We start from the raw sequence: 26,144 nt of genomic DNA, 5'->3' as shown, positions 1-26,144 counted from the left end.
ACGAACATGAAAATCGGATTTATCGGGTTGGGCCACATGGGTGCGCCGATGGCGCTGAACCTGCTGAAGGCCGGCCATGACGTGCATGCGTTCGACCTGAGCGCCGATGCATTGCGCGCGCTGCAGGACGCCGGCGCGCAGGTGGCTGCGTCGCCGCGCGACGCGGCGACGGGCGCGGCGTTCGTGATCACGATGCTGCCGGCCGCGCCGCACGTGCGCTCGGTGCTCGCCGGCGAGAACGGCGTGCTGGCCGGCCTCGGCGCGGGCGCAACCGTCATCGATTCGAGCACGATCGACCCGGCGAGCGCGCAGGCGTTCGGCGCGCTCGTGCGCGAGCACGGCGGCGCGTTCGTCGATGCGCCGGTGTCGGGCGGCACGGGCGGCGCCGCTGCCGGCACGCTGACGTTCATGGTCGGCGGCAGCGATGCGGATTTCGAGCGCGTGAAGCCCGTGCTCGCAGGGATGGGCAAGAACATCGTCCACTGTGGCGCGACGGGGATGGGGCAGGTCGCGAAGGTCTGCAACAACCTCGTGCTCGGCATTTCGATGGCGGCCGTGTCGGAAGCGATGTCGCTCGGCGTCGCGCTCGGCATCGACCCGAAGGTGCTTGCCGGCATCGTCAACACGTCGACGGGCCGCTGCTGGAGTTCCGACACCTACAACCCGTATCCGGGCGTGATCGACACCGCGCCGTCGTCGCGCGGTTACAGCGGCGGCTTCGGCACCGACCTGATGCTGAAGGATCTCGGTCTCGCGAACGATGCGGCGAAGCAGGCGCGCCAGCCCGTCTATCTCGGCGCGCTCGCGCAGCAGCTGTACCAGACCATGAGCAGCCGCGGCGACGGGCAGCTCGATTTCTCGGCGGTGATACGCCTGTACCAACCGGCCACGAAGAAGGACGCGTGATGATCGAACTGGACTACGTCGACGACGGCGCGATCGCGTGCGCGACGCTCAAGCGTCCGCCCGCGAACGCCTTTACCGCCGACGGGCTGCAGCAACTGCAGGCAACCGTCGCCGAACTGAATGCGGACCCGCGCGTGCGCGCGCTGGTGATCACCGGCGACGGCCCGAAGTTCTTCAGCGCGGGCGCCGACCTGAACACGTTCGCCGACGGCGACCGTGCGGTTGCGCGCGCGATGGCCGCGCGTTTCGGCGCGGCGTTCGAGGCGCTGCACGATGCGCGCGTCGTGACGATCGCGGCGATCAACGGCTATGCGATGGGCGGCGGCCTCGAATGCGCGCTCGCTTGCGATCTGCGGATCGCCGAGACGCACGCGCAAATGGCGCTGCCCGAGCCGTCGGTCGGCTTGCTGCCTTGCGGCCTCGGCACGCAGACGCTGCCCTGGCTCGTCGGCGAAGGCTGGGCGAAGAAAATCATCCTCGCCGGTACGCGCGTCGATGCGGCCACCGCGCTGCGGATCGGCCTCGTCGAGGACGTAGTCGAAAGCGGCGCCGCACGCGACGCGGCGCTGGCGCTCGCGCGCAAGGTCGCGCGGCAGAGCCCGCATGCGGTTGCGTACAGCAAGGAACTGATCGGGCTCGCACGCCGCGGCGTGCCGCGCAGCGCGGCGCTGGCGGTCGAGCGCGAGCGCTTCGTCGACCTGTTCGACACGCGCGATCCGCGCGAAGGGGTGGCCGCGTTTCTCGGCAAACGCGCGCCGCAATGGCACGCCGACGGGGAGCCGCAACGATGAGCACGCCGGTCACGACTCAACCCGGCTTCGCGCAGCCGGCACCGGAGGTGCTGTTCCGCGTGGTCAATCGCGTCGCGATCATCACGCTGAACCGGCCGACCGCGCTGAACGCGTTGTCGTATCCGATGATCGGTGAGCTGGCCATGCTCGTCGAGCGGTGCCGGCACGACGAACAAATCGTCGCGGTCGTGCTGCGCGGTGCGGGCGAGAAGGGCTTCTGCGCGGGCGGCGACGTGCGCGCGCTCTACAAGATGGTCGCGCAGCGTGAGACGTGGCTGCCGTTCTTCGTCGACGAATATCGGCTCGACCATGCGATCCATACGTTTACGAAGCCCGTCGTCGCGCTGATGGACGGCGTGACGATGGGCGGCGGAATGGGTCTTGCGCAAGGCGCGGCGCTGCGCGTCGCGACCGAGCGCAGCAAGATTGCCATGCCGGAGACGCGCATCGGTCTCGTGCCCGACGTCGGCGCGACGCATTTCCTGTCGCGCATGCCGGTCGAACTCGAGTTGTACGTCGGGCTGACGGGCGCGATGCTGTCCGGCGCCGATGCGCTGAGCGCGAAGCTTGCGGATCTGTGCGTGCCGTCGTCGTGGCTCGACACGTTCGAGACGCGCATCGAGCGCGTCAAATGGGACGGCGACGTGCTGGCGGCGCTGCGCAAGGTGTTCGAGCCGCCGTGCAACGTCGTGCCGCATGCGGCGCTCGACAGCCAGATGGCGTGGATCGTCCGTCACTTCGACAAGCGCTCGACCATCGAGCGGATCGTCGCGACGCTGAAGCACGATCTCGCGCGCGACGAACTGCCGCGCGAACATCGCCAATGGCTGCAGGCGACGCTCGACGCGCTCACCGGCCATTCGCCGACGATGCTGAGCGTGACGCGCGAAGCGTTGCTGCGCGGCCGCCAGATGACGCTCGCGGAGTCGTTCCGGATGGAGCTCGGCATCGTCGCGCGTGCGATCGAGGAGGGCGACTTCTGCGAGGGCGTGCGTGCGCATCTCGTCGACAAGGACCGCAAGCCGCGCTGGGCGCCCGCGTCGCTCGTCGAAGTGCGCGCCGAACGCGTGCGGCATTTCCTGACGTCGCCGTGGAAGCTGTTCGCGCATCCGCTCGCCGATCTCGGCGCGGCGTGATCCCCGTGTGAGGGTTCGACGCGCCCGTGCGGCGCGTCGGCTTCAACCCGCCTTCTTGAGGTTGGCGGGCTCCGGGCGCTCGATCATCGGCGGCACCGCCTGCACCAGCGCGTCGATCACGCAGCGCGTTTTGCGCGGCAGGTAGCGCGTTTTCGGCCAGATCGCGTGAATGTCGCCTTCGCAAACGAAGCAGCGATCGAGCACGACGACCATCTCGCCGCGCTTCACGTACTGATCGAGCAGCCAGCTTGGCAGCCATGCGATGCCGAACCCCGAAGCGCCGGCCGCGGCGATCGCCTGCACGTCGTCGAAGCTCAGCTGGTGCGGCATGTCGATGTGCACGGACGAGCCGTCCGGCGCACGCAGATACCACGGCTGCACGACGCCCGAGCGCGAATACGCGACCGTGCGATGGTTGCGCAGATCGTCGAGCGATTGCGGCATGCCGTAGCGCGCGAGATACGACGGCGCCGCGCCGAGGCTCCCGTACTGCGTGCCGAGTCGCCGCACCGCGAGGCTCGTGCTGTCCGCGAGCGGGCCGATCCGCACCGCGAGATCGATGCCTTCCTCGACGAGGTCGACAAACCGGTCGGTGATTGATACGTCGATCCGAAGATGCGGGTAGGTGCGTGCGAGATCGAGCACGATCGGCGTCACGCAGTGATGCCCGAACGCGAGCGGCACGCTCAGCCGCAGCTTGCCGCGCGCTTCGTTGCGGCCGCAATCGAGATCGGCTTCGGCGGCTTCCAGTTCCGCCAGCGCGCGCACGCACCGGTCGTAGTACGCCTGGCCGTCGTCGGTCAGGCTCTGGCTGCGGGTCGTGCGCTGCAGCAGCCGCGCGCCCAGCCGCTTCTCGAGCCGCGCGATTGCCTTGCCGACCGCCGAGCGCGTCATGTCGAGCCGCTCCGCGGCCAGCGCGAAACTGCCGGATTCCACTACCTGGACGAAGGTCGTCACGCCGTCGAGTCTGTCGGTCATAGCGGGTTGCGTTGATTGCGTCCTGTGATTCCCCAGTTCCGGGATGCGGACGCGTCAATGGGGATCGGAATTCTCACTATAGTACCGATTCCCGCCCAGCGCGTCGCCGGCCTTCAGGCCGGCCGCCCGCGGCGACTTCCTTCTACCTGGAGGCGCACGGCCGTTGCGGGCCGCCGCGCAAAACGCATGACGCTATCCGATTCCCGCAGGAACGCGGTCGCGCTCGCGGCCGTCTGTCTCACGTCGCTGATGTTCGGCCTTGAAATCTCGAGCGTGCCGGTGATCCTGCCGACGCTCGAACACGTACTGCATGGCGACTTCAACGGCATGCAGTGGATCATGAACGCGTACACGATCGCCTGCACGACGGTGCTGATGGCGGCCGGCACGCTCGCGGATCGTTTCGGCCGCAAGCGCGTGTACGTGATCGGCACCGGGCTGTTCGCCGCGACGTCGCTGTTGTGCGGGCTCGCACCGAACGTGCCGGTGCTGGTCGCGGGGCGCCTGCTGCAAGGCGCGAGTGGCGGCGCGATGCTGATCTGCCAGATCGCGGTGCTGTCGCATCAGTTCCGCGAAGGTCGCGAGCGCGGCCGAGCATTCGGAACTTGGGGGATCGTGTTCGGCATCGGCCTCGGCTTCGGGCCGATCGTCGGCGGCGCGATCGTCGCGCTCGCGAGCTGGCCGTGGGTGTTCCTCGTTCACGCGCCGCTCGCAGCCGTCGCGCTCGTGCTGATCCGCGGTGCCGTGCAGGAATCTCGCGACCCGCATGCGGGCACGCTCGACGTGGCCGGTATCGTCACGCTGTCGCTCGCGGTGCTCGGCCTCGCGTTCTACATCACCCAAAGCGCGGAGCTCGGGCTCGCGAGCGCAGCCGGGCTCGGCGTGCTGGGTGCGACCGTGCTCGCGCTATTCGCGTTCTTCGTCGCGGAACGCATGAGCGCGCGGCCGATGTTCGACTTCTCCGTGTTCCGGATCCGCGCGTTCACCGGCGCAATCTTCGGCTCGATGGGGATGAACTTCAGTTTCTGGCCGTTCATGATCTACTTGCCGATCTGGTTCCAGGTCGCGCTCGGCTACGACAGCGTGACGGCTGGCCTCGCGTTGCTCGCGTACACGTTGCCGACGCTCGCCGCGCCGCCGTTCGGCGAACGGCTCGCATTGCGTTACGGGCCCGGCGTCGTGATACCCGGCGGGCTGTTCACGATCGCGGCCGGCTTCGTGCTGATGCGTATCGGCAGCGGCGTCGACCACGCGAGCTGGGTCACGATGCTGCCCGGCTGCGTGATCGCCGGGATCGGGCTCGGACTCACGAATACGCCGGTCACCAACACGACGACGGGCGCGGTGCCGGCTTCGCGGGCCGGGATGGCGTCAGGCATCGACATGAGCGCGCGGATGATCTCGCTCGCGCTGAACATCGCGACGATGGGCTTCGTGCTGGTGGCCGGGATCGTCGCGAGCCTGAAGGCCGGGATGGCGGGCGCGATCGATGCCGGGACGCTGCACATGCTGGCGCAGCAGATCGCGTCGGGCCGCACCGACGGACTGCATGCGATCGCACCGGCGCTCGCTCGGGCCGACCCGGCTGGCGCGGCGCTGCACGCGGCGCTCGTGCACGGCTTCGGGTGGGTGATGATGTACGGCGCGGCCGGCGCGACCATGCTCGCGACCGCGAGCGCGGTGGCGTTCGCGCCGGCGAGGCGCAGGGCGACGGTGTGTGAGTGACGCGTGCGACGCTAACGCCGCGCGGCCGCAATCGCCATCATCGGCCGCTCGCGTTCTTCTTCGAAGGCGGGCATCGCGGCGAGCTGTTCCGGTGTCGGCACCCATTCGTTCAGATGCATGAGCGTGAAGCACCGAGCGGTTCAGGCGGCTGTAGCCTGCGAAGAAAGCGGGATCGTCGTAGATGTTCCGCGTCATGCTGCGTGCCTGGCGTTCGTACGAATGCGGCGCGTGTGCCGCGCGGCCGGCTCCGCGAGCTTACGCGCCGTCGTCGCGAGTATCGATCCTGCGTTGCGTGTCCGCATCGACGATCGCGCGGATCGCGCCGAACAGCGGCGCCGCGTCGGTGTAGCGCCGGCCTTAGCCGAGATTGAACGCGTAGTCGAAATCCGGCGGATTGCTCCCCTGGTTGTGCTGCATGATCGTCTCCAGCTTGTCGAGTGCCTTCGCTGCGCGTGCTTCCGGGGAGACTGCCGCTTCATATTCGTCCCACAGTGCGACGATCTCGTCGCGCAGCGCGCGATCGAGTCCGGCTGTCAGCGTCTGCAGGTCGTCGCGTTCGTGTGTGCTCTTGTCAGGATGCGCGGCCTGCTCGATCGCGGGGATGTCGCCGTGCAGCGCTTCGCCGAGATCGTGCACGACGCAGAGCTTCAGCAGCTTCGTCGTGTCGACGTCGGGTAGCGCATCGGCAAACACGAGTGCCATCAGGCATAGCCGCCAGCTGTGTTCGGCCGTGCTTTCAGCGCGCCCGGCCGACGTATGGCCACTGCGAAGCACGTCTTTCAGGCGTTCGGCGTCGCGCAGGAAATCGAGCCGCGCGTGAATCGTATCGAGGTTCATGGCAGGGAAGGGCGTGAATCGAGCACTCAAGCGTACGCCGCGCCGATGCGATGCGTCCACGCATGAAATATGCGCGTCGCGCTTGCGCCCGGCGACTGGCGCATGTGCTACAGCGTTTCGACGAGTCGCGCGGCGGAGCCGTCCGACAGCATCATCCGCGTCCAGCGGCAAGTGCTGCCGCGGATCGGCACGATGCGCGACGCATTGGCGCCGGTCGCGAATTCGACGCTCGGCGGTCCCGCGCAATCGCGCCAGCCGAGCGGGTCGAGCGCGGCTTCCATGCGGACGATTTCCGGCGACGCGTACCGCCAGAGCGACGTGCCGAGCAACGTCGCCAGCGGCCGCGAGAACTCGGCGGCGCGCGATGGCGAACTGGCGAGCAGACGGTGCGTGAGATCGCATACGAGATGCATGCGTGACGGGCTGCTCTCGATCAGCCGGGCGAGCGCGCGATCGCCCGCTGAATCGAGACGCGCGGCAAGCAGCCGTTCGGCCATCGCGCGCTCGTCGGCGGACATCTGCTGGATGCCGGCCTCCCAGCGCGAGATCGTCGATTGCGCAACGCCGAACAACTCGGCCGCGTGACTCTGCTTCATGCGATGCAGCGTGCGCCAACGCTTGAGTTGCGGGCCGAGCGGCGGAGTATGAAGCGGTGACGCGCACATGTTCGTGTTCCGTTCGGGATGCGGGCCGCGCGGGCGCCGCGTTGCGACATGGGTGAATGGGGCCTTCATTCCCGGAATGGCTGGATCACGGCGAACTTGATGCCGGGCGTCCCGATTCGGCCGGGTTGTTTTCGCCGAGCTTTCAACCGGCTCCACCGTATCTTATTATTCGGCGAACGCGGCGTGCGCCGGCCGCCATTGCCGATGTGAAGGCATGACGCGCCGGCCGGCATTCCCGCCTTCCGGCTTTCGCATCGCACGATGCGCAGTCGGCACGACAGGAGACGCGTGGCCAGCGCGTATCCCGAAAACGATACGAGGGCGCCATGGTAAGACTGGTCTTGCTGTTGCTGGGCATCGAATATCTGCGAACGCGCTGGCGCGGGCTGACCGTGCTCGGCTGGCTGTGGATCGCCGCGGGCGTCGGCATCTTCGTCGATGCGCTCGACGGTGCGCTGCATTTTCCGATCGAACTGTTCGCGTGGCTGTTCCTGATCGAGGGCCTCGCGACGCTCGCGGTGGCCGGCAGCGGCGTCGGCGGCCAGCGCGTCCTGCGTTACGTGAAGGGCGTCGCGGCCGTGGTTGCCGCCGCGCTCGTGTTCGCGGGCCATCATCACGGCCACTTCCTGCTGTCGATGATCTTCGGCACGCTGTTCTTCGTCGACGGGTTGCTGCAGTGCACGTCTGCGTGGATGGTGCGTTACCGCCGCTGGAACGTCGCATTCGCGTGGGGCGTCGTCGAGATCCTGCTCGCGATCTTCTTCTATCAGCCGTATCCGACCCACTATGCGGGGACCGTGCCGTACTGCCTTGGCCTGCTGCTGACGTTCGGCGGGATGCACATGCTCAGCCTGGCGGCGCGCGTGCGGCGGCTGACGCGCAATCCGGCGTTGGTCACGTCGCCGGCACCGTCGATCGTGCCCGACATCGACGCGATGCCCGACGTCCCGCGCTTCACGCAGTCGGAATGGGACGGCCCGCCGGCCGACCATGAGCGTGCGCTGACCGTGCACGTGTGGACGCCGACCGGCACGTCGAAGGCCGAAGCGCAACGCTATCCGGTGATCGACCGTTACATCGCGGCGGTGGACATCAACGGCGTGATTTCCACCGGCCACGCGGCGCTGGAGTCACCGGAGGGCATATACATCAGCCTGTACCCGGCCGTCGAGATCGATCGTTCTCCGGACGAATTTACGCGGATCCTGCGCGCGACGCGCGAAAACGACGTGCCGGGCCTGTTTCAGCCCGACTACGAGACCGAGTCGAGCACGTGGTGCCCGTCCACCGTGCGCGTGCGGATTCGCAACTACGATCCGGCGAAGCTCGCGGCATTCTGGGCGTCATATCGGCAGAACGTCACGTACAACCTCACGCACCGCAACTGCTCGAGCACCGTCTCGAATGCGCTCGAAGCCGCGCTCGACGGCGCGGTATGGCGACTCAAGGGCGAACGGGCCGGCTGGGGCGCGTTCGTGCGGCTGCTGCTCTCGCCCGAGTTGTGGGTCGCCGCGCAGATCCGCAAGCGTGCGGTGACGATGGCGTGGACGCCCGGGCTCACGCTGGACTATGCGCGCGCGCTCAGCATGCTGGCCGATCCGCGGCCGTTTGCGTGGTGGAAGGTGGCGCGCTCGGCCGTGCGGGCTATCGTGGCGTCGCGCCGCGCGTGGCGCGAGCAGGACAGCGCGGCGCTGTCGCCCGGTGGATCGGAAGGGGCGTCGTCGAAATGATCGCGCGGCCCCGGACGGCGGCCCGGCGCGACATCGCGGCGTCGCTGTTGCGTGCCGGCGCGCGGCGATGACGAATGCCGCGCTGCGGAAAATTGCCCGTAAGCCTTCATATTCGTGCCACGTTGCGTCGGCAACAATCGTGGGCAGATATTCGATAATCTTGCGGCGCATCCCGTGACCGCAAGCCTTTTCCGAGGAAACGCCATGCTCAAGACGCTCGCCCGCGCCGCGGCCGTAATCGCCGTCGCATCCGCCTCGCTGCACGCCGTTGCGCAGACCGGCTACGACTATTTGTTGCTCGCTGCCTCGTGGGAGCCCGGCTTTTGCGCATCGCACGACACGCCGGAGTGTACGAACCTTGCCGGCACGTATGCGGCGACGAGCCTGTCGTTGCACGGCCTGTGGCCGAACCGTTACGATGGCAACCAGCCGTTCTATTGCGGCGTGCCGCAAAGCGACGTCGATCTCGACAACGCGCATCAGTGGTGCAGCATGGACGCCTATCCGGTCAGCAGCTCGACGCGCAGCACGCTGTCGACATATATGCCCGGCGTCGCGTCGTGTCTCGACAAGCACGAGTGGTTCAAGCACGGCACCTGCTCGAATTCGGCGTCGCCGGATGCGTACTGGAACGACGCGACCGGGATGATCAGCCGGCTCGGCAACACGTCGTTCAATGCGTTCCTGCAGGCGAATGCGGGCAAGACGGTGACGCGCAACCAGCTGCTGTCCGCGTTCGAAGGCGCGTTCGGCAGCAGTACGCGCAGCGCGGTGTCGCTGAAGTGTACGAAGACGAACGGCGTCAGCTACTTCACCGAAGCGTGGATCGCGGTTAAGACGAACGCGACCGCGCAGTTCCCCAGTGCGGCGTCGCTCGTGACGGACGGCAATACGCAAGGCACCTGTCCGACGACGGGCGTGTTCATCGCGAAGTAACGCGCGACGTTGCGCGCGCAGTGTCGGAGAATGCACCGGCCGGATGGGGACCGGCCGGCCGCGGTGTGTCGGCGTTGCCCGTTTCTATGCGAGCAGCTGCAACGCATCGGCGAGCGACAGCACCGTCGTGCGGGTCTCGAACGCCGTCGCGAACAGATGTTCGTGCACCACTTGGTCGGGGTCGTAGCAGCAGTCCTTTACCGTAAACAACCGGAAATCCGCGTCGCTCGCATGCGCGACGGATGACAGCACGACGCCGGTCGATGCGATCCCGACCAGGATCAGCGTATCGATACCCTTCGCGACGAGCCGCGGCTGCAGGTCGGTGCGACAGAACACGCTCGCGCGATGGGCGGCGATCAGCGGCTCGTGATCCAGCCGGCCGAGCTCCGGGCACGGGCCGTCGTTGACGAACAGGCCGAGCTGCTTGATGCCCTGGCCGTTCTTGTTGCGCGGGCTGACTTCGGGGTAGCCGGGGCTGAAGTGCAAATTCGCGAAGTAGACCTGGACGCCACCGGTCCGCGCTGCATCGCACAGCTTGCGCGTGTTGGCGAGCAGGGTGGGAGCGACCGACGGAAATAGACCGAGAATGTCGGTCTGGTAGTGCATCACGATCAGCGCGGTTTGCGCCGGTACGATCGATGGAATCGGCGCGGGCGCGCCGCTGCCGGTAGATGCGTGGTGGGGCGTTGCGGGGTTTGAAGCGTGTTCGGGTTGCATGACTGACGCTCTCCCATGAGTCACTTCGGTGGTCACTTCAAGGTGTTTGGAAAATCGACCGCTACGGATCCGTCGGCGCTCGTTTGAGCGCCGGCGTCGGCGCGCTCCTGAAATATAAACTGACGGGGAACCTTTCTTCGGGACAGACTGTGCGGGTTGGGGGCGCGCCGCCTGGGGCGAGCGAGTTTGGCCAGGAAGGGACACTGGGCCCTATGCCAGCATCGTTGACAATCGCAGCAAAAAAGCGCCTAAAGCAACTGGGGTTCACGACCAATCGAAGATAGGTTGATTGTTCGAATCAAGATTGACGTCTCCGTCATGCATTTCCACAATCTCTTTTGCCTATTTTGACGGAGTGAGAATTGCAAATGGATCAGCCCCAAGCTTGCATGGTCGCCGCCGATGCAGCACCCCGTACGAAACCTTCAAACTACCCTGAGCCGTTTGCCTCGCGCATGACGGGACGTGGAGCAGCCCCCTGAAACACCGGACATAGCCTCTCACTTAAACTAGCGGGTAGGCATAAGACTGTGTTTTTGACTAACACCAGGCAGGAAGTGATGGAAGTGTTGACGGGCCCGGAGCGTCGGCGGCGCTGGACGGCGGAGCAGAAGCTGGCGATGGTTCGCGAGAGTTTCGAACCGGGGAAGTCGGTTTCGATGGTTGCGCGCCAGCACGGCGTGAACCCGAACCAGCTGTTCCACTGGCGCAAGCTGTACCAGGACGGGAGTCTGTCGGCGGTCAAGGCTGGAGAGGAAGTGGTCCCTGCATCAGAGCTGGCCGATGCCCTCAAGCAGATTCGTGAGCTGCAGCGGATGCTCGGCAAGAAGACCATGGAGAACGAGATTCTCCGCGAAGCAGTCGAGTATGGCCGAGCAAAAAAATGGATAGCGCACTCGCCCTCGCTGCCGGAGGACGACCAGTGAAACTGGTTTGTGAAGTTCTCGGCGTGTCGCGCTCGAACGTATCGGCACGACTGTCGCGTCCGGTGACGTGGCGCGATGGCCGTCAATCGCGGCAGACGGACGATGCGAGCGTGGTCGAGGAAATCCGCCGAGTCGTCGGCGATTTGCCCAGCTATGGCTATCGCCGGGTGTGGGGCTCGCTGCGCAATGAACGCATTGCTGCCGGACAGGTGCCGTTCAATGCGAAGCGCATCTATCGCATCATGCGCACTCACGGTCTGCTGATGCAACGGCGTCCAGCCCCGCCTCGGCCGCAACGTCGGCACGATGGCAAGGTGGCCGTCGCGCGCAGCAATCAGCGATGGTGCTCGGACGGCTTCGAGTTCCGCTGCGACAACGGCGAGCCGCTTCGAGTGACATTCGCGCTTGACTGCTGCGACCGCGAAGCGATGAGCTGGGCGGCTACGACGGCAGGTCACAGCGGCGACATCGTGCGCGACGTCATGCTGGCAGCAGTGGAAAATCGGTTTGGCAACGAGCTGCATACACCGTCCGAAATCGAGTGGCTGAGTGACAACGGTTCGGGCTATACGGCCGACGATACACGCCGGTTTGCAGCGGCCATCGGCCTGAAGCCATTGACCACGCCGGTGTGCAGCCCGCAAAGTAACGGGATGGCCGAGAGCTTCGTGAAGACAATGAAGCGCGACTACGTTGCCTTCATGCCAAAGCCGGACGCAGCGACTGCTGCACGCAACTTGGCCATCGCGTTCGAGCATTACAACGAGAAGCATCCCCATAGCGCGCTGAAGTACCGCTCGCCTCGCGAGTTCCGGCGCTCAATGGATTCAGCAACCTTAGTGTGACGCTGTGTCCGGGATTACAGGGTCAACTCCAGGACGGGAGAAGAAACCTCTTGGCGATCCTTTCGGTTTGGAGCAGTTTGGTGTGAACTTGACGACATTGAGCCCCGGCGCGGTGTCTGCTCTACACCATCGGCACTCGAAACAGGATGAGTGGGTGTATGTCCTCAGCGGCGAGGTCACCCTCTACGTCGGTGACGAAAGCTACCTCATGCGACCTGGAATGTGCGCCGGGTTTCGCGCGAATGGCATGGCGCACCATCTACAAAACAACTCGGCAGCCGATGCCACGATCATCGAGGTCGGCAGCAGGGTATCTGGCGACGCAGTAAGCTATGCAACGGACGATCTCGTTGCTGTGATGGGTTCAAACGGCCAGTGGGGTTTCCAGCACAAGAACGGTGAACCCTACTAATTTCAACGTCTGCTTTGGAGGGAGCTGAACGCCACCGATGGGTCGCGTGCCGCCGCTCGCCGAAAGGCAGACGTCGGCCAGGAAGGGACGTTGGACACTGACCCACGAATCGTCGACAATCGCGCGTAGCGGCCCGGATTGGCTACGTTACATCATACCTGCCGGTTAGCGTCACATTTGTCAATGAAGCAGACGACCGTTGAAAAAAACCGATCCCGTGCGCATGGAAGAGAATGGTTTGCTGCAAGCCACTTCTATGTTTGGCTGGGCGCCGCTGCGATTATTTATTTTAGTGACCAGCTTGATCGGTTGTTTGGTCTATGGATTCTGCTTGTTCCCTTGATGGCGATTCCTGTTCTAGTCGCGATAAGCATCTTCGTCGGGGGATTCATCGCCATCCTTTTGGCTCGCCGATGGAGAAGGTTGTTCTCGGTGTTCACCGCACCGTTGATGGCCATCGGACTGCTTATGGCCGCCCGTCAATTTGGGATCAATCCAGACTGGATCCGATTTCAAGTGATGCGTGCTCACTATTCGGACCTTGCACGCAATCTCCCAGGACCGTCACCAAGATATGGCGAGTGGAGTTGGGGAGGCACGGGGGGGGCGACCGGAGCGAACATCTTCTATACCCTGGTCTATGACGAAGCGGACAAGCCTCTCGAGCGAGCTACGAAGCAGGGACGCGAAGGGGCAGAATTTTCTGCACGCTCGTATGGTCATCACTTCTTTCTGGTAACAGAGCTCTATCAATAACAATCGGTATTCGAAGTCTCGCCCTTGCGTGTCAATCATTACTTCGAAACCGCCCCCGCACTGACGGCCCTGTCAAATCATCGGGTCATCGGGTTTGGGAAGCCCAATTCGAATGTCCGCCGTTGACCAGAACCAAAGACCGATTCGGGTTGGGGAAGTCGCCGGTCGCGTGTCGGAGAGCGGCGACCGGCTGAGTTCGGCCAGAATCAGCCGTTCGACAACGAAATCTGAATCGTCGACAATGCAAGCCCACACCACAGCCGCCGAGCCCGAGCCGAACGCCGACCTTTCGTCACGGAGAGCTGTGGGATCTACTGTCTTGGCTGGTCCCGCAGGCGATACGGCTCAACAACGACGGACTCGCGCAGTTCAAGCGCTTGTGCACGCGTTTCGCGATGTCCGCTCCCGACGCTGGGCGCCGCTTCGACGCGCTGGTCTCCTTGTCGACCAAGCGGGTTCGCCGCTGGATGCCCGGGAAGCCTGCTTCTGCATTTGTACAGGGGCTCGAGATACGAATCACGGTCGACGAGCAAAGATTCGCCCAGTTCAGCCTCGACGGGCTGGGCAGGGTAATGGACCGGATCTTTGCCTGCCACGTGCCGATCACCGGCTTCGTACAGATAGTGCTGCTGTCGGCCATTACGGGCGCAACCCTGCGGTGCGGTGAGCCGTGCCCAGGCGCCCAGCCCCTCGCCTGATAAATAGATTGCGCTTTCGGTGAAAAATAATTGAAAGGTGCTTTCGAGCATCTTTCGCCGTGTCGGAATTTGTCCTAGAGTATCGGGGCCTCGGATTGGCGGTCTGCCGGGGCAGAACCTGAGACGAGAAGAAAGGAACAAGAATGAGTTTCGCCCCGAATGGCGGTATTCCGAGCGGATTCGGAGGGAATTCGTTGGGCTCACTGAGTGCGCTCGGCGGCCTTGCCGGTCCAATTGCGTCCACAGTGGCCGGTCAAATCGGCCCGCTTGCTGGCGTCGCCGGCCATCTCGACACCGTACAGCGCGCGGTGCAATTGGCGCAGACCGGTTTCTCGCTGATGAACAAGACGCCCGCTGCGATTGCGGATGCGCTCAACAATGCAACGGGCGGCGTCGCTCGTCTCACGCAACTGAACCGGTATGTGACGATCGAATCTCCGCTCGGGCCCGACGTTTTATTGGTCGGTGCTGCGGTCATCGACGAATACGTCAATCGCCTGCCGGAAATTCATCTCGATTTGCTGTCGCATCAGCATGATCTCACGCCGGATCATCTGATCGGCCAGCCAATCAAGCTGCGGCTCGATCACGATGCGCGGCAATCGACACTCGAACGCATCGTAATGTCCGGAGGTGCCGAAAATAACCGCTATTTCGACGGGTATGTCGCGTCCTTCGATCGCGCCGGCAATCCGGGGCGCGTAACGCAGTACCACATGACCGTGGTGCCCTGGTTCTGGTTCCTGACGCGCTCGACCGATTGTCGAATTTTCCAGAACAAGACTTCGCGTGAAATCCTCGGCGAGATTTTCCAGGATCACGGGTTCACCGACTTCGAGTTCGACATCCGGACCGCCCAGAAACCCCTCGAGTACATCGTGATGTACCAGGAGTCGTATTACAATTTTTGCGCGCGATTGATGGAGCAGGAAGGGCTGATCTGGACGCACCGCTACGAGAAGGACAAACACATTCTCGTGATCGGCGATACCAACTTCGTGTTTCGCCCAATCGACGGCCTGACAACTGTGCCGTATGCGGACAGTGAAGCCAGCGAGTTCAATGGAATCGATCAACTGCACGAAGGCCGGCGTTTCGGCGTCGGCAAGGTCACGTTCCAGGATTTCAATCATCAGAACCCGTCGTCCCCCCTGATGCTCGTACAGGCTGAGCCGCAGACGTTGCGACACGCGCGGCTCGATGCAACGGAGCGTTTCGAGCACCAGTCGCTGTATGACCACGGTGACGACGGCAATCGCTACGCGCGCATCGCGATGCAGGCCGAGGAAGCTCAGGCGCATCGATATACCGGTGGCGGCTATGCATGGAGAATGACCACCGCCGGCAGTGTGACGGTAGCCAATCATCCCGTGATGGCAAACAATCAGGAATACGCGATCCTGCATGTGCGGCACGAAGCGGTGAACGACTACACGCAACATGCCGCGAAGATGCCGTACCGCAACTCGTTCGCGCTTCTGCCGAAAAAAATTCCGTACCGCGCGCCGCGTAACACGCCGAAGCCGGTCATCCATGGAACTCAGTCGGCGATTGTAGTCGGTCCGATAGGCGAGCAAATCCATACGAACGGCAGTTGCGTGAAGCTGCACTTCCTGTGGGATCGTCGCGGGCAGATGGATGGGTCTGACTCGATGTGGATTCGTGTGTCCCAGCCATGGGCGGGTGCGGGGTGGGGTGCAGCTGCGATTCCGCGGATCGGGCAGGAAGTTCTGGTCTCGTTCAATCAGGGCGATCCTGATAACCCGGTGATTGTGGGGCGTGTGTTCAACGGTGAGCAAGGCAATCCTTACCACGGTGCGGCTGGCCAGACGATGGGGATCAAGAGCCAGACGCACAAAGGGCAGGGCTCGAACGAGTTGCGGTTTTCCGACGTGAACGGTGCTCAGGAAGTCTTTCTGCATGCTCAGAAGGATATGAAGACCGTGATCAAGGATTCCGAAACGCATACTGTGGAAGCGGGCGCACGCACTGTTTCATTGCTCAAGGGCAGCGAAACCAAGCAGATCGCGCAGGGCGGGCTGACCGAAACCATCGCGCTGACGCGCGACACCACCGCGAACGTGATCAACACGAAGGCGATCGCGAGCAAGGCTGGCCCCGGGATGCAGAGTCACCAGGCCAGCGACGGCATGGAGTTTCGTGTCGGCGAAAGCATCGTGACGATGACGCCGGACGGCATAAAGCTGGCGCACGGACCGTCGACGATCCTCATGAACGCGAACGGTATCTATCTCGACGCACCGGTCATCCACCTGAACCAGGGCAGTGCCCAGGCCCCCGAACAGGCGCTTGCGCTGCAGTGGGCCGCTGCGCAGGCAATGATCGCCGAAGGACTCGCGAGTTCCGATCCGGCGACACGTGCGGCAGCGGCGAAATACGCGAGCTCGCTCAAGGCGCAGCAAATGGCGAAGCTCGCCGATCACGTCTACCACCCGAACGATCCGCCACCCACGGGATGGAAGGTGGCCACCAACGATCCGGAGGCGCTGAAGGCGTTCGGCCTCAAGCCCGACAACTTCCATATCGACGGCAGCAACTTCGGTTCGCAAATGTATGTGCCCGACCCGAAGGTTTTCGGCGACAGCATGAAGCCAACCATCGCGTTCAAGGGCACACAGAGCCTCGCGCCGTGGGGCGACGATATGAGCAACAACATGGCGCAAGGACTCGGCGATGAATCTCCGTACTACCGGAAAGCCGTGACCATCGGTAGTCGCCTCGAACAGTCGGGCGCGGCGTCAGGCGTCGATTTCACCGGACACTCGTTAGGCGGCGGGATGGCTTCTGCCGCAGCGGAGGCGAGCGGTGGTTCGGCCGTTACGTTCAATGCGGCCGGCCTCAATCCCGAAACGGTCGCGCAGTACGGCGGGACGGTTCAACCGACCAACATTACGGCCTATCGCGTCGACGGTGACATATTGACCGGGCTCCAGGAAGGTCGGCTCGGGCCGATCAGTGATGGTACTGCTCAACTCATGCCCAAAGCGGTGGGCACCCCGGTTACGCTCGATGGCCAGAGCATCACCACTGTTGGGCGCCACATGATGGGAGACGTGACGACCGGGATGAACCAGCAAGTCGCGAAGGACGAGCTGGATCTGGTTTCACAACTGAATTCCTCACACTGATATGCAATTCAAGAAAGCGATAACTGCCGGCACGGTTGCGGCACTCATTGGAGTGACCTCGCCGCTCTGGTGGCCCACTCAAGCGCAAGGGACGAACATGGCTGGCTTCAAACGATACGCACCGGAAGACTTCTTTTCGGGGCAGCAGCTCACGTTGGCTCAGGCCATTCATGACGGCGATCTTGCCCGCGTTCAGCAGCTCGCGCCGAAGACCGACCTGAATGCCCCGGGCGCGAAGAATACGACTCTTTTGTCGTATGCCGTGCAGGAGATCGTCCCGGTCAAGAACGATGCTGCAAACCCGCGCTACCAGATTATTGCGACGCTTCTCAAGAACGGCGCAGATCCCAAGGCGCCGGTCGGCGCTAGCGGTGGGACGGTCGTCTATGCCGCGCTGCACGCCGACACGCCGAACTTGCTTCGCGTGCTGCTGGACGGTGGTCTCGATCCCAACTGGCGGCCTAGCGGCGATACGCCGATGATTTTCGAAGTCGCGGAAAACAAACTCCTGCCACAACTGAAGCTGTTGGTCGAACACAAGGCGAACGTGAACCTTCGCGACTCACTCGGCGCGACAGCCATCTTCGATGCGACGTCGCTCCAACAGTGGGATGCAGTCGATTATCTGCTCGCGCACGGCGCTGACCCGAAGGTGGCCAACCAGCTGGGCGTTTCGTACGGCTGGGTACTGCAGAACACGATGGAAAAGCACACGGCGCCCGATTCCCCGGCGCGTGCGCGCGTCGAAGCAATCCGCCGCAGGATCGTCGCGGCTGGCGCGCCGTGGCCGCCGATCGATCCGAAGGCGCAACGAATGGCCATGCGTGCGCGCGGCGAAAAAGTCGTGACACCCGCGGGCCAGACCGATTGAACTTGCGTTTCAGCCGGGACGCCGTCGGTGCGCTGCCGAGCAGAGAGCGTTGCCGAGGCATACCGACGGACCCTGACATCTTCCGACTTCCACGTTTCACGAGATCTTCCGCATGAACGATTCCGACAACCGCATCCGGATTCACGAAGGCAGCATAGTCCTGCCGGATGGCTTCGAGGATCGTACGACCAATCTATTCGTTCCCACCGACCTCGCGACGCAGCCGAACCTCAGCATCGCGCGTGACTGGCTCAAGGACGGCGAAACCCTGGCACCCTACATCGACCGCCAGCTGGCGATGCTCAAGTCGCGTTTGCAAGGCCATCGGCTGATCTCACGCCAAGCCGAACGTCTTGGGCCAGAGGTGGACGCCATGCCCGGTGAGCGCATTGACACGGCGTACCGTAATGGCGCAAAGATGGTCTTTCAACGGCAAGCGGCGTTTATCGTGGCGCCCGGTCGTGTACTGATTTTCACGGCATCGAGTGCGAAGAGCTTCGGCGAATCGTTCGATGCCCTCTGGCGGAATTGGCTCGAGGGTTACCTGCCAGCCGAGCCGGAAACAGCATAACAACTAGAAAGGGCCGAAGAATGTACGAAGCCGCACGCGTCACTGACCCGATCGAGCACACCAGTGCGCTCACGGGCTTTCTCGTCGGCGCTGTCCTGGGAATCGCGCTCATCGCCGCCGTCGCATTCGCTACGTTCACATGCGGTTTCGGTGTCGCGCTGCTCGCCGGCATGGCGGCTGGGATCGGCGCGCAGGTGCTGCTTTCATTAGGAGAGGCGGTTGGCCGGATGTTCAGCTCGCCGTCCGGCAACATCGTCACTGGCTCGTCGGACGTCTATGTGAACGGGAAGCCGGCCGCCTATGCAACGCTAAGCGGCGTGGCATGCACCAAGCACAATCCCATACCTCTGGTCGCGCAGGGCTCGACGAACATCTTCATCAACGGTCGGCCCGCCGCACGCAAGGACGACAAAACCACTTGCGGCGCCACGATCGGCGACGGCTCGCACGACACATTCTTCCACGGCGGCACGCAGACGTATCTCCCCGTCGCCGATGAGGTGCCGCCGTGGCTTCGGACCGCAACGGATTGGGCGTTTGCTCTGGCAGGGCTGGTAGGCGGCCTAGGCGGACTGCTGAGGCAGGCCGGCGGCCTGTCGCGGGCAGTGCTACCGTGCGCAGCCAAATTCATCGGCGGTTATGTGTTGGGCGAAGCAGTGGGGCGCTACGTAGCCGGTCCCGCGATCAACAAGGCGATCGGCGGGATGTTCGGCAACCCGGTCGACGTCACGACCGGGCGTAAGATTCTGTTGGCCGAATCAGAAACCGACTACGTGATCCCAAGCCCGATGCCGGTCGCGATTAAGCGATTCTATTCGAGCAGCCTCGACTACGTGGGCTCGCTCGGCCGCGGCTGGGTCCTGCCGTGGGAGCTTCGACTCCAGGCGCGAGACGGACGCCTCTGGTACACCGACGCTCAGGGGCGAGAAAGCGGATTTCCATTGCTGCGTGCGGGGCAGGCGGCATTCAGCGAGGCTGACCAGCTCTACTTGGTCTGCGCACCCGACGGCCGCTACATCCTGCGCGACGTCGGCGAGACATATTTCGACTTCGGCCGATACGATCCGGATTCCAGCCGCATCGCCTGGGTGCGCCGCATCGAGGATCAGGCAGGGCAGTGGTACCAGTTCGAGCGAGACAGCCGTGGCCGCGTCACCGAAATCCAGACGTGCGGCGGCCTGCAGGCTGCGCTCGATTATGAACCGGAGCACGGCCGCCTTGGCGTGGTCACACTCGTTCACGGTGACGAGCGCCGGGTTGCTGTCACCTACGGGTACGACCAAAACGGCCAACTAGCCTCTGTGACGGATGCAAACGGAGCAATCGTGCGCCGATTCAGGTATGCCGACGGCCTGATGACGAGTCATTCCAATGCGCTGGGCTTCACGTCGAGCTACGTGTGGTCAATGATCGAAGGACAGCAGCGCGTCGTCGAGACGAACACCAGCGAGGGTGAACACTGGACCTTCGAGTACGACGTCAACGGTCGGCAAACTCGCGTTCGGCTTGCCGACGGCCGTACCACGCATTGGCGTTTCGACGCTGCGTTTCAGATCATCGAGTACACCGACCTCGACGGTGGCTTCTATCGGGTCAAGTACAACGATGCGGGTATGCCGACGATGCTCATGCTGCCGGGCGAGCGGACGGTCCAGTTCGAATACGACGACGCCGGCCGGATCGTCGCGGAAACCGATCCGCTCGGGCGCACGACGCGTACCCGCTATGACGGCAACAGCATGCGGCCCGTGGAGATCATCGGGGCTGATGGGGGCGCCTGGCGTGCCGAATACGATCCGCAAGGTCGGCTGCTGTCGACTCAGGACCCGCTGGGCCGTGAGAATCGTTACGAATATCCCAAAGGATTGACCGCGCTGCCGACGGTGCACGTCGATGCACGGGGTGGCCGCAAAACGCTGGAGTGGAACCGCCTTGGCGAGCTGGTCGGCTACACGGACTGCTCGGGCAAAACAACGCGTACGTTCTTCGATGCGTTCGGCCTTCCGCTCGCACGCGAGAACGCGCTCGGGCAGCGCATCTCGTATGACGTGCGTCCAACCGGTGAGCCCCGTCGGATCACCTATCCCGACGGCAGTACGGAAACTTTCGAATACGATGCGGCCGGGCTCGTCGTGCAACACGTCGGACTCGGTGGCCGGATTCAACAATCGCTGCGCAATGCACGGGGGCAGCTTGTCGAGGCAATTGATCCGGCTGGCCGACGGACCCGCTTCCGTTACGATCCCGAGGGGCGGCTTCGGGAGCTACAGCAGGGACACGCGCGCTACGCCTTCACGTATAGCGCCGGCGGTCGACTTGCGACCGAAACACGTCCCGATGGCGTCGAACGGCGGTTCGGGTACGGCGAAGCCGGAGAACTGGTCGCGCTGGACATCGTCGGCGCGCCGGACAGCGGTACAACCTCGAATCGACCGATCCGCACCGTCCGATTCGAGCGTGATCGGATGGGGAATCTGAAGGTCCAGCACACGCCGACCGAAGTGACCCGCTACGAGCGTGACAAGGGAGATCGGCTGCTGAAGGTGGAGCGCACCCCGACGACCATGGGCGTCGCACTCGGCATTACGCCGGATACCGTTGAGTTTGAGTACGACAAGGCCGGCCGCCTTGTTGCCGAGCATGGTGCAAACGGAACCGTTCAGTACACGCTGGACGACCTGGACAACGTGATGACGCTCGAATTGCCGCACGAGCAGACGCTGCAGATGCTGCGCTACGGCTCAGGCCACGTGCATCAAATCCGTTGCGGCGATCAGATAGTCAGCGACTTCGAGCGCGACGACCTGCATCGCGAGCTGACACGTACGCAAGGGCGGCTGATTCAGCGTTCTGCGTATGACCCGCTTGGCCGAAAGGTCTGGCAGTCCGCCGGTTTCCAGCCCGAGGCGCTGGGCCGCGGGCGCGGCCATTTGTGGCGTAGCTACGGGTACGATGCCGCCGGCGAACTGATCGAAACGAGTGACAACCTGCGCGGCAGCACGCAGTACAACTACGACCCGGCTGGACGGCTGACTCGACGCGTGAACATGTTGGACCGACAGCTAGAGGAGTTCGCGTGGGATGCCGCCGGTAACATGCTCGACGATGTGCAGCGCAGAAGCCGCGGATATGTCGAAGGCAACCGTCTGCGAATGTGGCAGGATCTGCGGTTCGAATACGATGCATTCGGCAATCTGGTGGCCAAGATGCGGGGCGCGAACCGGACGCAGCGCTTTACGTACGACGGGCAGGATCGGTTGATCGCGGTGCGCACGCAGGACGCGCGCGGCGTTGTGGAATCGCGCTTCGCTTACGATCCTCTCGGTCGGCGCATCGCGAAGTCCGATACGTTTTTCGACATCCGCGGCGTGAAGCAGCGCACCGAGACGAAGCGGTTCGTATGGGAGGGGCTGAGACTTGCGCAGGAGGTCCGCGAAACCGGGGTGAGCAGCTATGTGTACAGCCCTGGCGAGCCGTACTCGCCCGCCGCGCGCGTCGACGCGGTGCTGGCGGAGGCACTTGCGGCCGCAGCGATCGACACCGCGAAGCGGACTTCCCGGATCTACCACTTCCATACCGACCTAGTGGGGGCGCCGCTGGAAATGACCGACGAGTCGGGCGGGTTGACATGGGCCGGGCAATATTCGGCCTGGGGCAAGGTCGAGCCGGGGAGTCGGCAATCGACTACGGCCCGGACCGACCAGCCCCTGCGCTATGCCGGACAATATGCCGATGACAGCACCGGACTTCACTACAACACGTTCCGGTACTACGATCCGGATGTTGGGCGGTTCATCAATCATGATCCGATCGGGCTGCTGGGCGGCGAAAATCTGTACGCATATGCCGCGAACCCGTTGACCCTGGTCGATCCGATGGGGTGGTGCTCGACGAAGCTCGGGAACAATATGGGCGCGCGTTCTGGTGATGGTATGGCGAACCATCACTTGATTCCCGAAGAGCTCATGAAGCATCCCGACTATGCAGCCATGTTCAATCGGTTGCGCGGTATGGGTTTCGATGGTGATGGCGCGTCCAATGGCATATTCCTGCCCGGTAGCTCGAAGCTAGCGCAAACGCTCGAGCTACCCGGACACTGGTCGAACCATGGCCAGTACACTGCGGCCATTGAAACCGAGCTAAAGAAGTTGAACCAACAATTCCTTGCCGGCCGTCTCAGCGATACGCAACTTGCGCTTGGTGTAGGGCGCATTCAAAATATGGCGCGCGAGGGCTTGGAGTCCGGTAAATATGCGATTGATGCAATAACGGGAAGGTTACTTTAATGAATGCACGTTTCTACGTCGTTAAATATCGCGCCGGAGAGGCAGGTTGCCCGCCGTATCTGTCCGGTGAATTGAATCGCGGAGAATGGGAATGGCCTATGTATGTGGCCGATCCATTTGGCATCGAAGTAAAGCACGACTATGTTTTCACGTTGTCTGATCCGTCGGTCCAGATTGATTTTGACTTCTACGGCGCGCAAACGAATTATGTGTCGAAGGAGTTTCTGGGTGTATGTGACAGAATGGGGGTTCGTTATCGCGCAATTCCCATAAACATTGTCAGGGACGCGAAGCCTGTCAGCCAAAAAGTTTACTCCATATTTTTACCGGGCGATCACGAATCACTGCTTGATCGCCAAAAGTCAGAGTATTTGGAAGACCGCGATTTGGAAACAAAGGAGATCGCTGAAAATAATCTATACCCGGGAACTCCAATGTACAGCTGGATAAAGCAGTTTGTTCCGCGTGAAGATTGTTCCGCTGTTTTGTTCAGGTGCACCGAAACAATGGAGCTGGTTTGCAATCGTGACTTTAAGGCCGAGGTGGAGCGCTGCGCGTTGAAAGGTATTGACTTCGTACCAATCGATGAAAGCTACTCTTACGACCCCTGGGGTGAGGCGCCCTAAACGAACGTATGGGTCGAAAAGCGGCCGCCGATCAGGAAGAGACACTCACAGTTGCGCCTCCAAAGCGGACGAATGGTCTGCGCGATGTCGCTGCGAAGACAAGCGTATCCGCCAAGATACGCGCAAGGAATGACCGCCTGCGGAAAAAAATAGATTGTGTCGAAGTGAAGTCCCGTCACGGCCGAACTTCATTGAACATGCGAGTCCCCTCTCGCGCTTTGCACGAGACACTGTTTCTCGCAACGCTCACGGATCCATCCTTCCGCGGCGAGGCGGGAGCGTCGACTTGTGTGGTATGACCGATTTCTGCCTTTTTCGCGAAATGGCGAAGGCACGAACTGGGTGGGACGGCGCGAAGGGTTTGTCCGCGGCGCGCGTCCCGACCGTCAAGCGGCGTGCATTGCGCCGCTCGCGAGTACCGGGCCGGTAGGTTGACCGTGCGGCGCGCCGCCGCGAGGCTCGAGCGACACTGCCAGCACCGCCCGCGGATCGAGTTGCGCGATGATCGCTTGCGGCAACGGCATCGAAGTCGGCGCATTCGACGCGAATACGCCGAGCGAGATCGGCTTCGCATTCGGCGGAATCAGCCACAGTTCGGTGGAGCGATCCGCGGCAACGGGCGGCGTGTTGGCGGGCACCACGACCATCCGCGCGCGCCGCAGGTCGACCGTGGCGGTCCATTGCGCGACGCCATCCGGGCGTGCCAGCGTAGCGGCCATGTACTTGCTGCCCTCGGCAGTCGGGCGGGGCGGTGCTTCGTCCACCCGGATCACGTTGACCGCGAGCAGGCCAAGCGCCGCCGCGCTCGCTCCAATGCCGACCCAGCGCCAAAGCCGCACGCTGTTCCACCACCCGCCGGCCGGCGCGGCGCCCCGAGCGAGCGGCGCCGCGGCGAAGCCAAGGTCGTGCTGAATTCGCGTCCAGATTCGCGCGGGCGGGTCGACGGGCGTGATGTCGTCCGCGAGCGGGGCGAAGCGGCGCTGCCACCGCTCGAGCGTGGCTTGCAACGCCGGGTCGCGAGCGGCGGACTGCTCCAGCGCGCGGCGTGCGTCCGCGTCGAGCACGCCGAGGGCGTATTCTGCGCAGCGCAATTCGGGATCGTGATCGGCCGGCGTATTCATTGCTCCAGGCATATCTTCAGCTGCATCAGGCTGCGCCGGATCCAGCTCTTCATTGTTCCGAGGGGCACGCGCAGCCGCGCTGCCAGCTCGCTGTAGGTCGCACCGCTGAAAAAGGCCTCGCGCACCGCGCGGCACTGCTGCGGATCGAGTTGTGACAGGCAGCGCTCGAGACGTCGGCGCTCCTGCGTTGCCTCCGCCAGCGCGGCGGGCGTCGGATTCTCGTCGGGAAGCTCCAGCACCTGTTCGTCGTCGAGCTGGGCGTCGCGATGCTGCCGCAAACGGTCGATCGTCCTGTTGCGAGCCAGCGTGATGAGCCACGTCATCGCGCCGCCGCGCGCCGGATCGAACGTATCGATGCGTCGCCACGCCATCGTGTAGACCTCCTGGAGGAGATCCTCGGCTTCCCCGTGATCGTGAAGCATGCGTACGATCGTCCCGAACACGCGCGACGCGCTCAGCCGATATAACTCCGCGAAAGCCGCCTGGTCTCCGCCGGCTGCACGAGCCATCAGCCGATTCAGATGCTCACGGCGCGCGACATCCACAGCGGCATCCCGCGAAGGGGTTGACTGGTCGAGGCCACTGGAATCGCTCGGCGTGTCGCTCATGCGTTGTGGAGGGCGCGTCGCGCCACGGTGTGAATGTCGGGCCAAATATAGCATTGTCGGATGCATCCGATTGAACGATCTGCGCGCGCCAGTTGCTTGTGATGCCCGGCGACGCTCGATGCGAGCTTCCGAGCCAAATACGAGCGTCGCGCGTATTGGGATGCATACCGTCGGCAACGTGCAGCAGACGTGCGGGACCGCCGGCGGTTGAGTGCCACAATTTGCGCGTTTCGTGTCAGGAGGGCCAATCGATGAGGCGAGGCATCGCGGGCAGGCCGCTGCTGACAGCCTGCGTGATCGTCGTGGTCACTGCAGTCCTGCCGGCCGGATGTGCAAGCTTCGCCGGGCGACGATCTTGACCGCTACGTCGGCAGTGGGTGCGAGTTCGCGCGATATGAAAACCGTGTCGCGCGCGGGCGCGACGGCGTTACGACCTTTGCCGAACAGGTTGGCGCGCAGCGAAGCAGATGTTCAAAGTGGGACATCTGACGGTTGTGCCATCGTCGTTGAAACTTACGATGTTGAGGAACACGAAGGTCGAGCCGTTTGTAGTTTGTAAAAGTAGAGGTGAAGGACCGGGAGTACTCGGCGCCCGAGTGTCGTTGCTGAAAGCGTGGCGACATTGCACCGCAAGCAGAGAAGATGCAACCCGCCGTGCGCCCCGATCTCACACTTGACTTCAGCGGCCCAGTTGACAACTGCATTACGGAAATCGAATACTTCCTTCTCCTCGAACGTTGTCGACGCGATATTGCCGAGTACTCAATGCGCAGCAGGCAAACGCGAGTCGTCTTCGCCGCGCGCGTCGGCGTCGAGCAATCTGCAATCACCAACACAGCGTGAGGAGTTGC

At 63.6% G+C, this 26,144-nt stretch carries 21 protein-coding genes and 1 pseudogene; 16 read left to right on the top strand and 6 right to left on the bottom strand.

Going from position 1 to position 26,144, the window contains the following annotated elements; genetic code table 11:
• The first annotated feature begins 6 nt into the window (after positions 1–6).
• From mmsB to WK25_RS27085, 3 genes are read left to right on the top strand one after another with little or no spacing between them, the layout of a single operon-like run.
• Positions 7–906, top strand: a complete 900-nt coding sequence (mmsB, locus tag WK25_RS27095; RefSeq protein WP_040140628.1) for a 3-hydroxyisobutyrate dehydrogenase — start codon at positions 7–9, stop codon at positions 904–906.
• Positions 906–1,697: an enoyl-CoA hydratase gene (locus WK25_RS27090; protein WP_069243239.1), complete on the top strand. Its 792-nt coding sequence runs from the start codon at positions 906–908 to the stop codon at positions 1,695–1,697. Before mmsB ends, WK25_RS27090 begins: the two co-directional genes overlap by 1 nt.
• The gene (locus WK25_RS27085) at positions 1,694–2,833 is read left to right on the top strand and encodes an enoyl-CoA hydratase/isomerase family protein (RefSeq protein WP_059544435.1); all 1,140 of its coding nucleotides are present in this window, start codon (positions 1,694–1,696) and stop codon (positions 2,831–2,833) included. Before WK25_RS27090 ends, WK25_RS27085 begins: the two co-directional genes overlap by 4 nt.
• 42 nt (positions 2,834–2,875) lie before the next feature.
• Here WK25_RS27085 and WK25_RS27080 read toward each other — a convergent pair whose 3' ends face one another.
• Complete coding sequence (locus WK25_RS27080; RefSeq protein ID WP_059544434.1) at positions 2,876–3,811, bottom strand: LysR family transcriptional regulator; 936 nt, start codon at positions 3,809–3,811, stop codon at positions 2,876–2,878.
• A gap of 186 nt (positions 3,812–3,997) precedes the next feature.
• Between WK25_RS27080 and WK25_RS27075 the strand changes: the two genes are divergently transcribed.
• The gene (locus tag WK25_RS27075; RefSeq protein ID WP_069243238.1) at positions 3,998–5,536 is read left to right on the top strand and encodes an MFS transporter; all 1,539 of its coding nucleotides are present in this window, start codon (positions 3,998–4,000) and stop codon (positions 5,534–5,536) included.
• 255 nt (positions 5,537–5,791) lie between these two features.
• Here WK25_RS27075 and WK25_RS27070 read toward each other — a convergent pair.
• Together WK25_RS27070 and WK25_RS27065 are read right to left on the bottom strand one after the other, a co-directional pair.
• Positions 5,792–6,373: pseudogene (locus WK25_RS27070) on the bottom strand (HD domain-containing protein).
• A gap of 107 nt (positions 6,374–6,480) precedes the next feature.
• Positions 6,481–7,038, bottom strand: coding sequence for a helix-turn-helix domain-containing protein (locus WK25_RS27065; protein WP_069243563.1), 558 nt, complete (start codon positions 7,036–7,038; stop codon positions 6,481–6,483).
• 326 nt (positions 7,039–7,364) lie between these two features.
• On the opposite strand from WK25_RS27065, the gene WK25_RS27060 reads away from it, so the two are divergent.
• The gene (locus WK25_RS27060; RefSeq protein ID WP_069243237.1) at positions 7,365–8,768 is read left to right on the top strand and encodes an HdeD family acid-resistance protein; all 1,404 of its coding nucleotides are present in this window, start codon (positions 7,365–7,367) and stop codon (positions 8,766–8,768) included.
• A 204-nt stretch (positions 8,769–8,972) separates the two neighbouring features.
• Complete coding sequence (locus tag WK25_RS27055) at positions 8,973–9,704, top strand: ribonuclease T2 (protein ID WP_059544426.1); 732 nt, start codon at positions 8,973–8,975, stop codon at positions 9,702–9,704.
• Positions 9,705–9,788: 84 nt separating this feature from the next.
• Here the strand turns inward: WK25_RS27055 and WK25_RS27050 are convergent, their stop codons facing one another.
• A complete protein-coding gene (locus WK25_RS27050; protein ID WP_069243236.1) occupies positions 9,789–10,424 on the bottom strand; it encodes an isochorismatase family cysteine hydrolase in 636 nt (211 codons plus the stop codon).
• 560 nt (positions 10,425–10,984) lie between these two features.
• On the opposite strand from WK25_RS27050, the gene WK25_RS27040 reads away from it, so the two are divergent.
• The 9 genes from WK25_RS27040 to WK25_RS27000 all read left to right on the top strand — a co-directional run bounded on the left by WK25_RS27040 (position 10,985) and on the right by WK25_RS27000 (position 23,564).
• Positions 10,985–12,195 (top strand): IS3 family transposase gene (locus WK25_RS27040; RefSeq protein ID WP_135801118.1). Its coding sequence is split into 2 segments (ribosomal slippage): positions 10,985–11,300 and positions 11,300–12,195, totalling 1,212 coding nucleotides; the frame shifts between segments, so codons are not numbered across the junction.
• A 4-nt stretch (positions 12,196–12,199) separates the two neighbouring features.
• Positions 12,200–12,607 carry a cupin domain-containing protein gene (locus WK25_RS27035; RefSeq protein ID WP_083253094.1) on the top strand — a complete coding sequence of 136 codons (408 nt, stop codon included), beginning with the start codon at positions 12,200–12,202 and terminating at the stop codon, positions 12,605–12,607.
• A gap of 183 nt (positions 12,608–12,790) precedes the next feature.
• Positions 12,791–13,363, top strand: a complete 573-nt coding sequence (locus WK25_RS27030; protein WP_083253093.1) for a hypothetical protein — start codon at positions 12,791–12,793, stop codon at positions 13,361–13,363.
• Between the two features lie 227 nt (positions 13,364–13,590).
• Positions 13,591–14,061 (top strand): type VI secretion system baseplate subunit TssF, encoded by a 471-nt coding sequence (locus WK25_RS30935; RefSeq protein ID WP_083253092.1) that lies wholly within the window; start codon positions 13,591–13,593, stop codon positions 14,059–14,061.
• Positions 14,062–14,204: 143 nt separating this feature from the next.
• Positions 14,205–17,210, top strand: coding sequence for a type VI secretion system Vgr family protein (locus WK25_RS27020; protein ID WP_069243233.1), 3,006 nt, complete (start codon positions 14,205–14,207; stop codon positions 17,208–17,210).
• A 97-nt stretch (positions 17,211–17,307) separates the two neighbouring features.
• Positions 17,308–18,081 (top strand): ankyrin repeat domain-containing protein, encoded by a 774-nt coding sequence (locus WK25_RS27015; RefSeq protein WP_409995335.1) that lies wholly within the window; start codon positions 17,308–17,310, stop codon positions 18,079–18,081.
• A 112-nt stretch (positions 18,082–18,193) separates the two neighbouring features.
• The gene (locus WK25_RS27010) at positions 18,194–18,652 is read left to right on the top strand and encodes a DUF1795 domain-containing protein (protein ID WP_040140602.1); all 459 of its coding nucleotides are present in this window, start codon (positions 18,194–18,196) and stop codon (positions 18,650–18,652) included.
• Positions 18,653–18,672: 20 nt separating this feature from the next.
• Entirely contained in the window at positions 18,673–22,938 is a 4,266-nt protein-coding gene (locus WK25_RS27005) for an RHS repeat-associated core domain-containing protein (protein WP_069243232.1), read from the top strand.
• Positions 22,938–23,564: a hypothetical protein gene (locus WK25_RS27000; RefSeq protein ID WP_069243231.1), complete on the top strand. Its 627-nt coding sequence runs from the start codon at positions 22,938–22,940 to the stop codon at positions 23,562–23,564. Before WK25_RS27005 ends, WK25_RS27000 begins: the two co-directional genes overlap by 1 nt.
• Positions 23,565–23,950: 386 nt before the next feature.
• Here WK25_RS27000 and WK25_RS26995 read toward each other — a convergent pair whose 3' ends face one another.
• Together WK25_RS26995 and WK25_RS26990 are read right to left on the bottom strand one after the other, a co-directional pair.
• Entirely contained in the window at positions 23,951–24,685 is a 735-nt protein-coding gene (locus WK25_RS26995) for an anti-sigma factor (RefSeq protein ID WP_069243230.1), read from the bottom strand.
• Entirely contained in the window at positions 24,682–25,293 is a 612-nt protein-coding gene (locus tag WK25_RS26990) for a sigma-70 family RNA polymerase sigma factor (protein ID WP_040140594.1), read from the bottom strand. The genes WK25_RS26995 and WK25_RS26990 overlap by 4 nt, the downstream gene beginning before the upstream one ends.
• A 642-nt stretch (positions 25,294–25,935) precedes the next feature.
• On the opposite strand from WK25_RS26990, the gene WK25_RS26985 reads away from it, so the two are divergent.
• Positions 25,936–26,136 carry a hypothetical protein gene (locus WK25_RS26985; RefSeq protein ID WP_069243229.1) on the top strand — a complete coding sequence of 67 codons (201 nt, stop codon included), beginning with the start codon at positions 25,936–25,938 and terminating at the stop codon, positions 26,134–26,136.
• The last annotated feature ends 8 nt before the right edge of the window (positions 26,137–26,144 follow it).

This window comes from Burkholderia latens, from assembly GCF_001718795.1.
Lineage (GTDB): Bacteria > Pseudomonadota > Gammaproteobacteria > Burkholderiales > Burkholderiaceae > Burkholderia > Burkholderia latens_A.
Note: the sequence above shows the minus strand (reverse complement) of the source record. Positions and strands in the feature narration are given on the sequence as shown.

Excerpts from the sequence above, each read along its gene's own strand:
- WK25_RS27020 (WP_069243233.1), top strand. The coding sequence starts at position 14,205 with ATGAGTTTCGCCCCGAATGGCGGTATTCCGAGCGGATTCGGAGGGAAT.
- WK25_RS27050 (WP_069243236.1), bottom strand. The coding sequence starts at position 10,424 with ATGCAACCCGAACACGCTTCAAACCCCGCAACGCCCCACCACGCATCT.
- WK25_RS27005 (WP_069243232.1), top strand. The coding sequence starts at position 18,673 with ATGTACGAAGCCGCACGCGTCACTGACCCGATCGAGCACACCAGTGCG.
- WK25_RS26995 (WP_069243230.1), bottom strand. The coding sequence starts at position 24,685 with ATGAATACGCCGGCCGATCACGATCCCGAATTGCGCTGCGCAGAATAC.
- WK25_RS27000 (WP_069243231.1), top strand. The coding sequence starts at position 22,938 with ATGAATGCACGTTTCTACGTCGTTAAATATCGCGCCGGAGAGGCAGGT.
- WK25_RS26985 (WP_069243229.1), top strand. The coding sequence starts at position 25,936 with ATGCAACCCGCCGTGCGCCCCGATCTCACACTTGACTTCAGCGGCCCA.
- WK25_RS27080 (WP_059544434.1), bottom strand. The coding sequence starts at position 3,811 with ATGACCGACAGACTCGACGGCGTGACGACCTTCGTCCAGGTAGTGGAA.
- WK25_RS27015 (WP_409995335.1), top strand. The coding sequence starts at position 17,308 with ATGGCTGGCTTCAAACGATACGCACCGGAAGACTTCTTTTCGGGGCAG.
- mmsB (WP_040140628.1), top strand. The coding sequence starts at position 7 with ATGAAAATCGGATTTATCGGGTTGGGCCACATGGGTGCGCCGATGGCG.
- WK25_RS27030 (WP_083253093.1), top strand. The coding sequence starts at position 12,791 with ATGAAGCAGACGACCGTTGAAAAAAACCGATCCCGTGCGCATGGAAGA.
- WK25_RS27010 (WP_040140602.1), top strand. The coding sequence starts at position 18,194 with ATGAACGATTCCGACAACCGCATCCGGATTCACGAAGGCAGCATAGTC.
- WK25_RS27090 (WP_069243239.1), top strand. The coding sequence starts at position 906 with ATGATCGAACTGGACTACGTCGACGACGGCGCGATCGCGTGCGCGACG.
- WK25_RS26990 (WP_040140594.1), bottom strand. The coding sequence starts at position 25,293 with ATGAGCGACACGCCGAGCGATTCCAGTGGCCTCGACCAGTCAACCCCT.
- WK25_RS27055 (WP_059544426.1), top strand. The coding sequence starts at position 8,973 with ATGCTCAAGACGCTCGCCCGCGCCGCGGCCGTAATCGCCGTCGCATCC.
- WK25_RS27075 (WP_069243238.1), top strand. The coding sequence starts at position 3,998 with ATGACGCTATCCGATTCCCGCAGGAACGCGGTCGCGCTCGCGGCCGTC.
- WK25_RS27085 (WP_059544435.1), top strand. The coding sequence starts at position 1,694 with ATGAGCACGCCGGTCACGACTCAACCCGGCTTCGCGCAGCCGGCACCG.
- WK25_RS27060 (WP_069243237.1), top strand. The coding sequence starts at position 7,365 with ATGGTAAGACTGGTCTTGCTGTTGCTGGGCATCGAATATCTGCGAACG.
- WK25_RS27065 (WP_069243563.1), bottom strand. The coding sequence starts at position 7,038 with ATGTGCGCGTCACCGCTTCATACTCCGCCGCTCGGCCCGCAACTCAAG.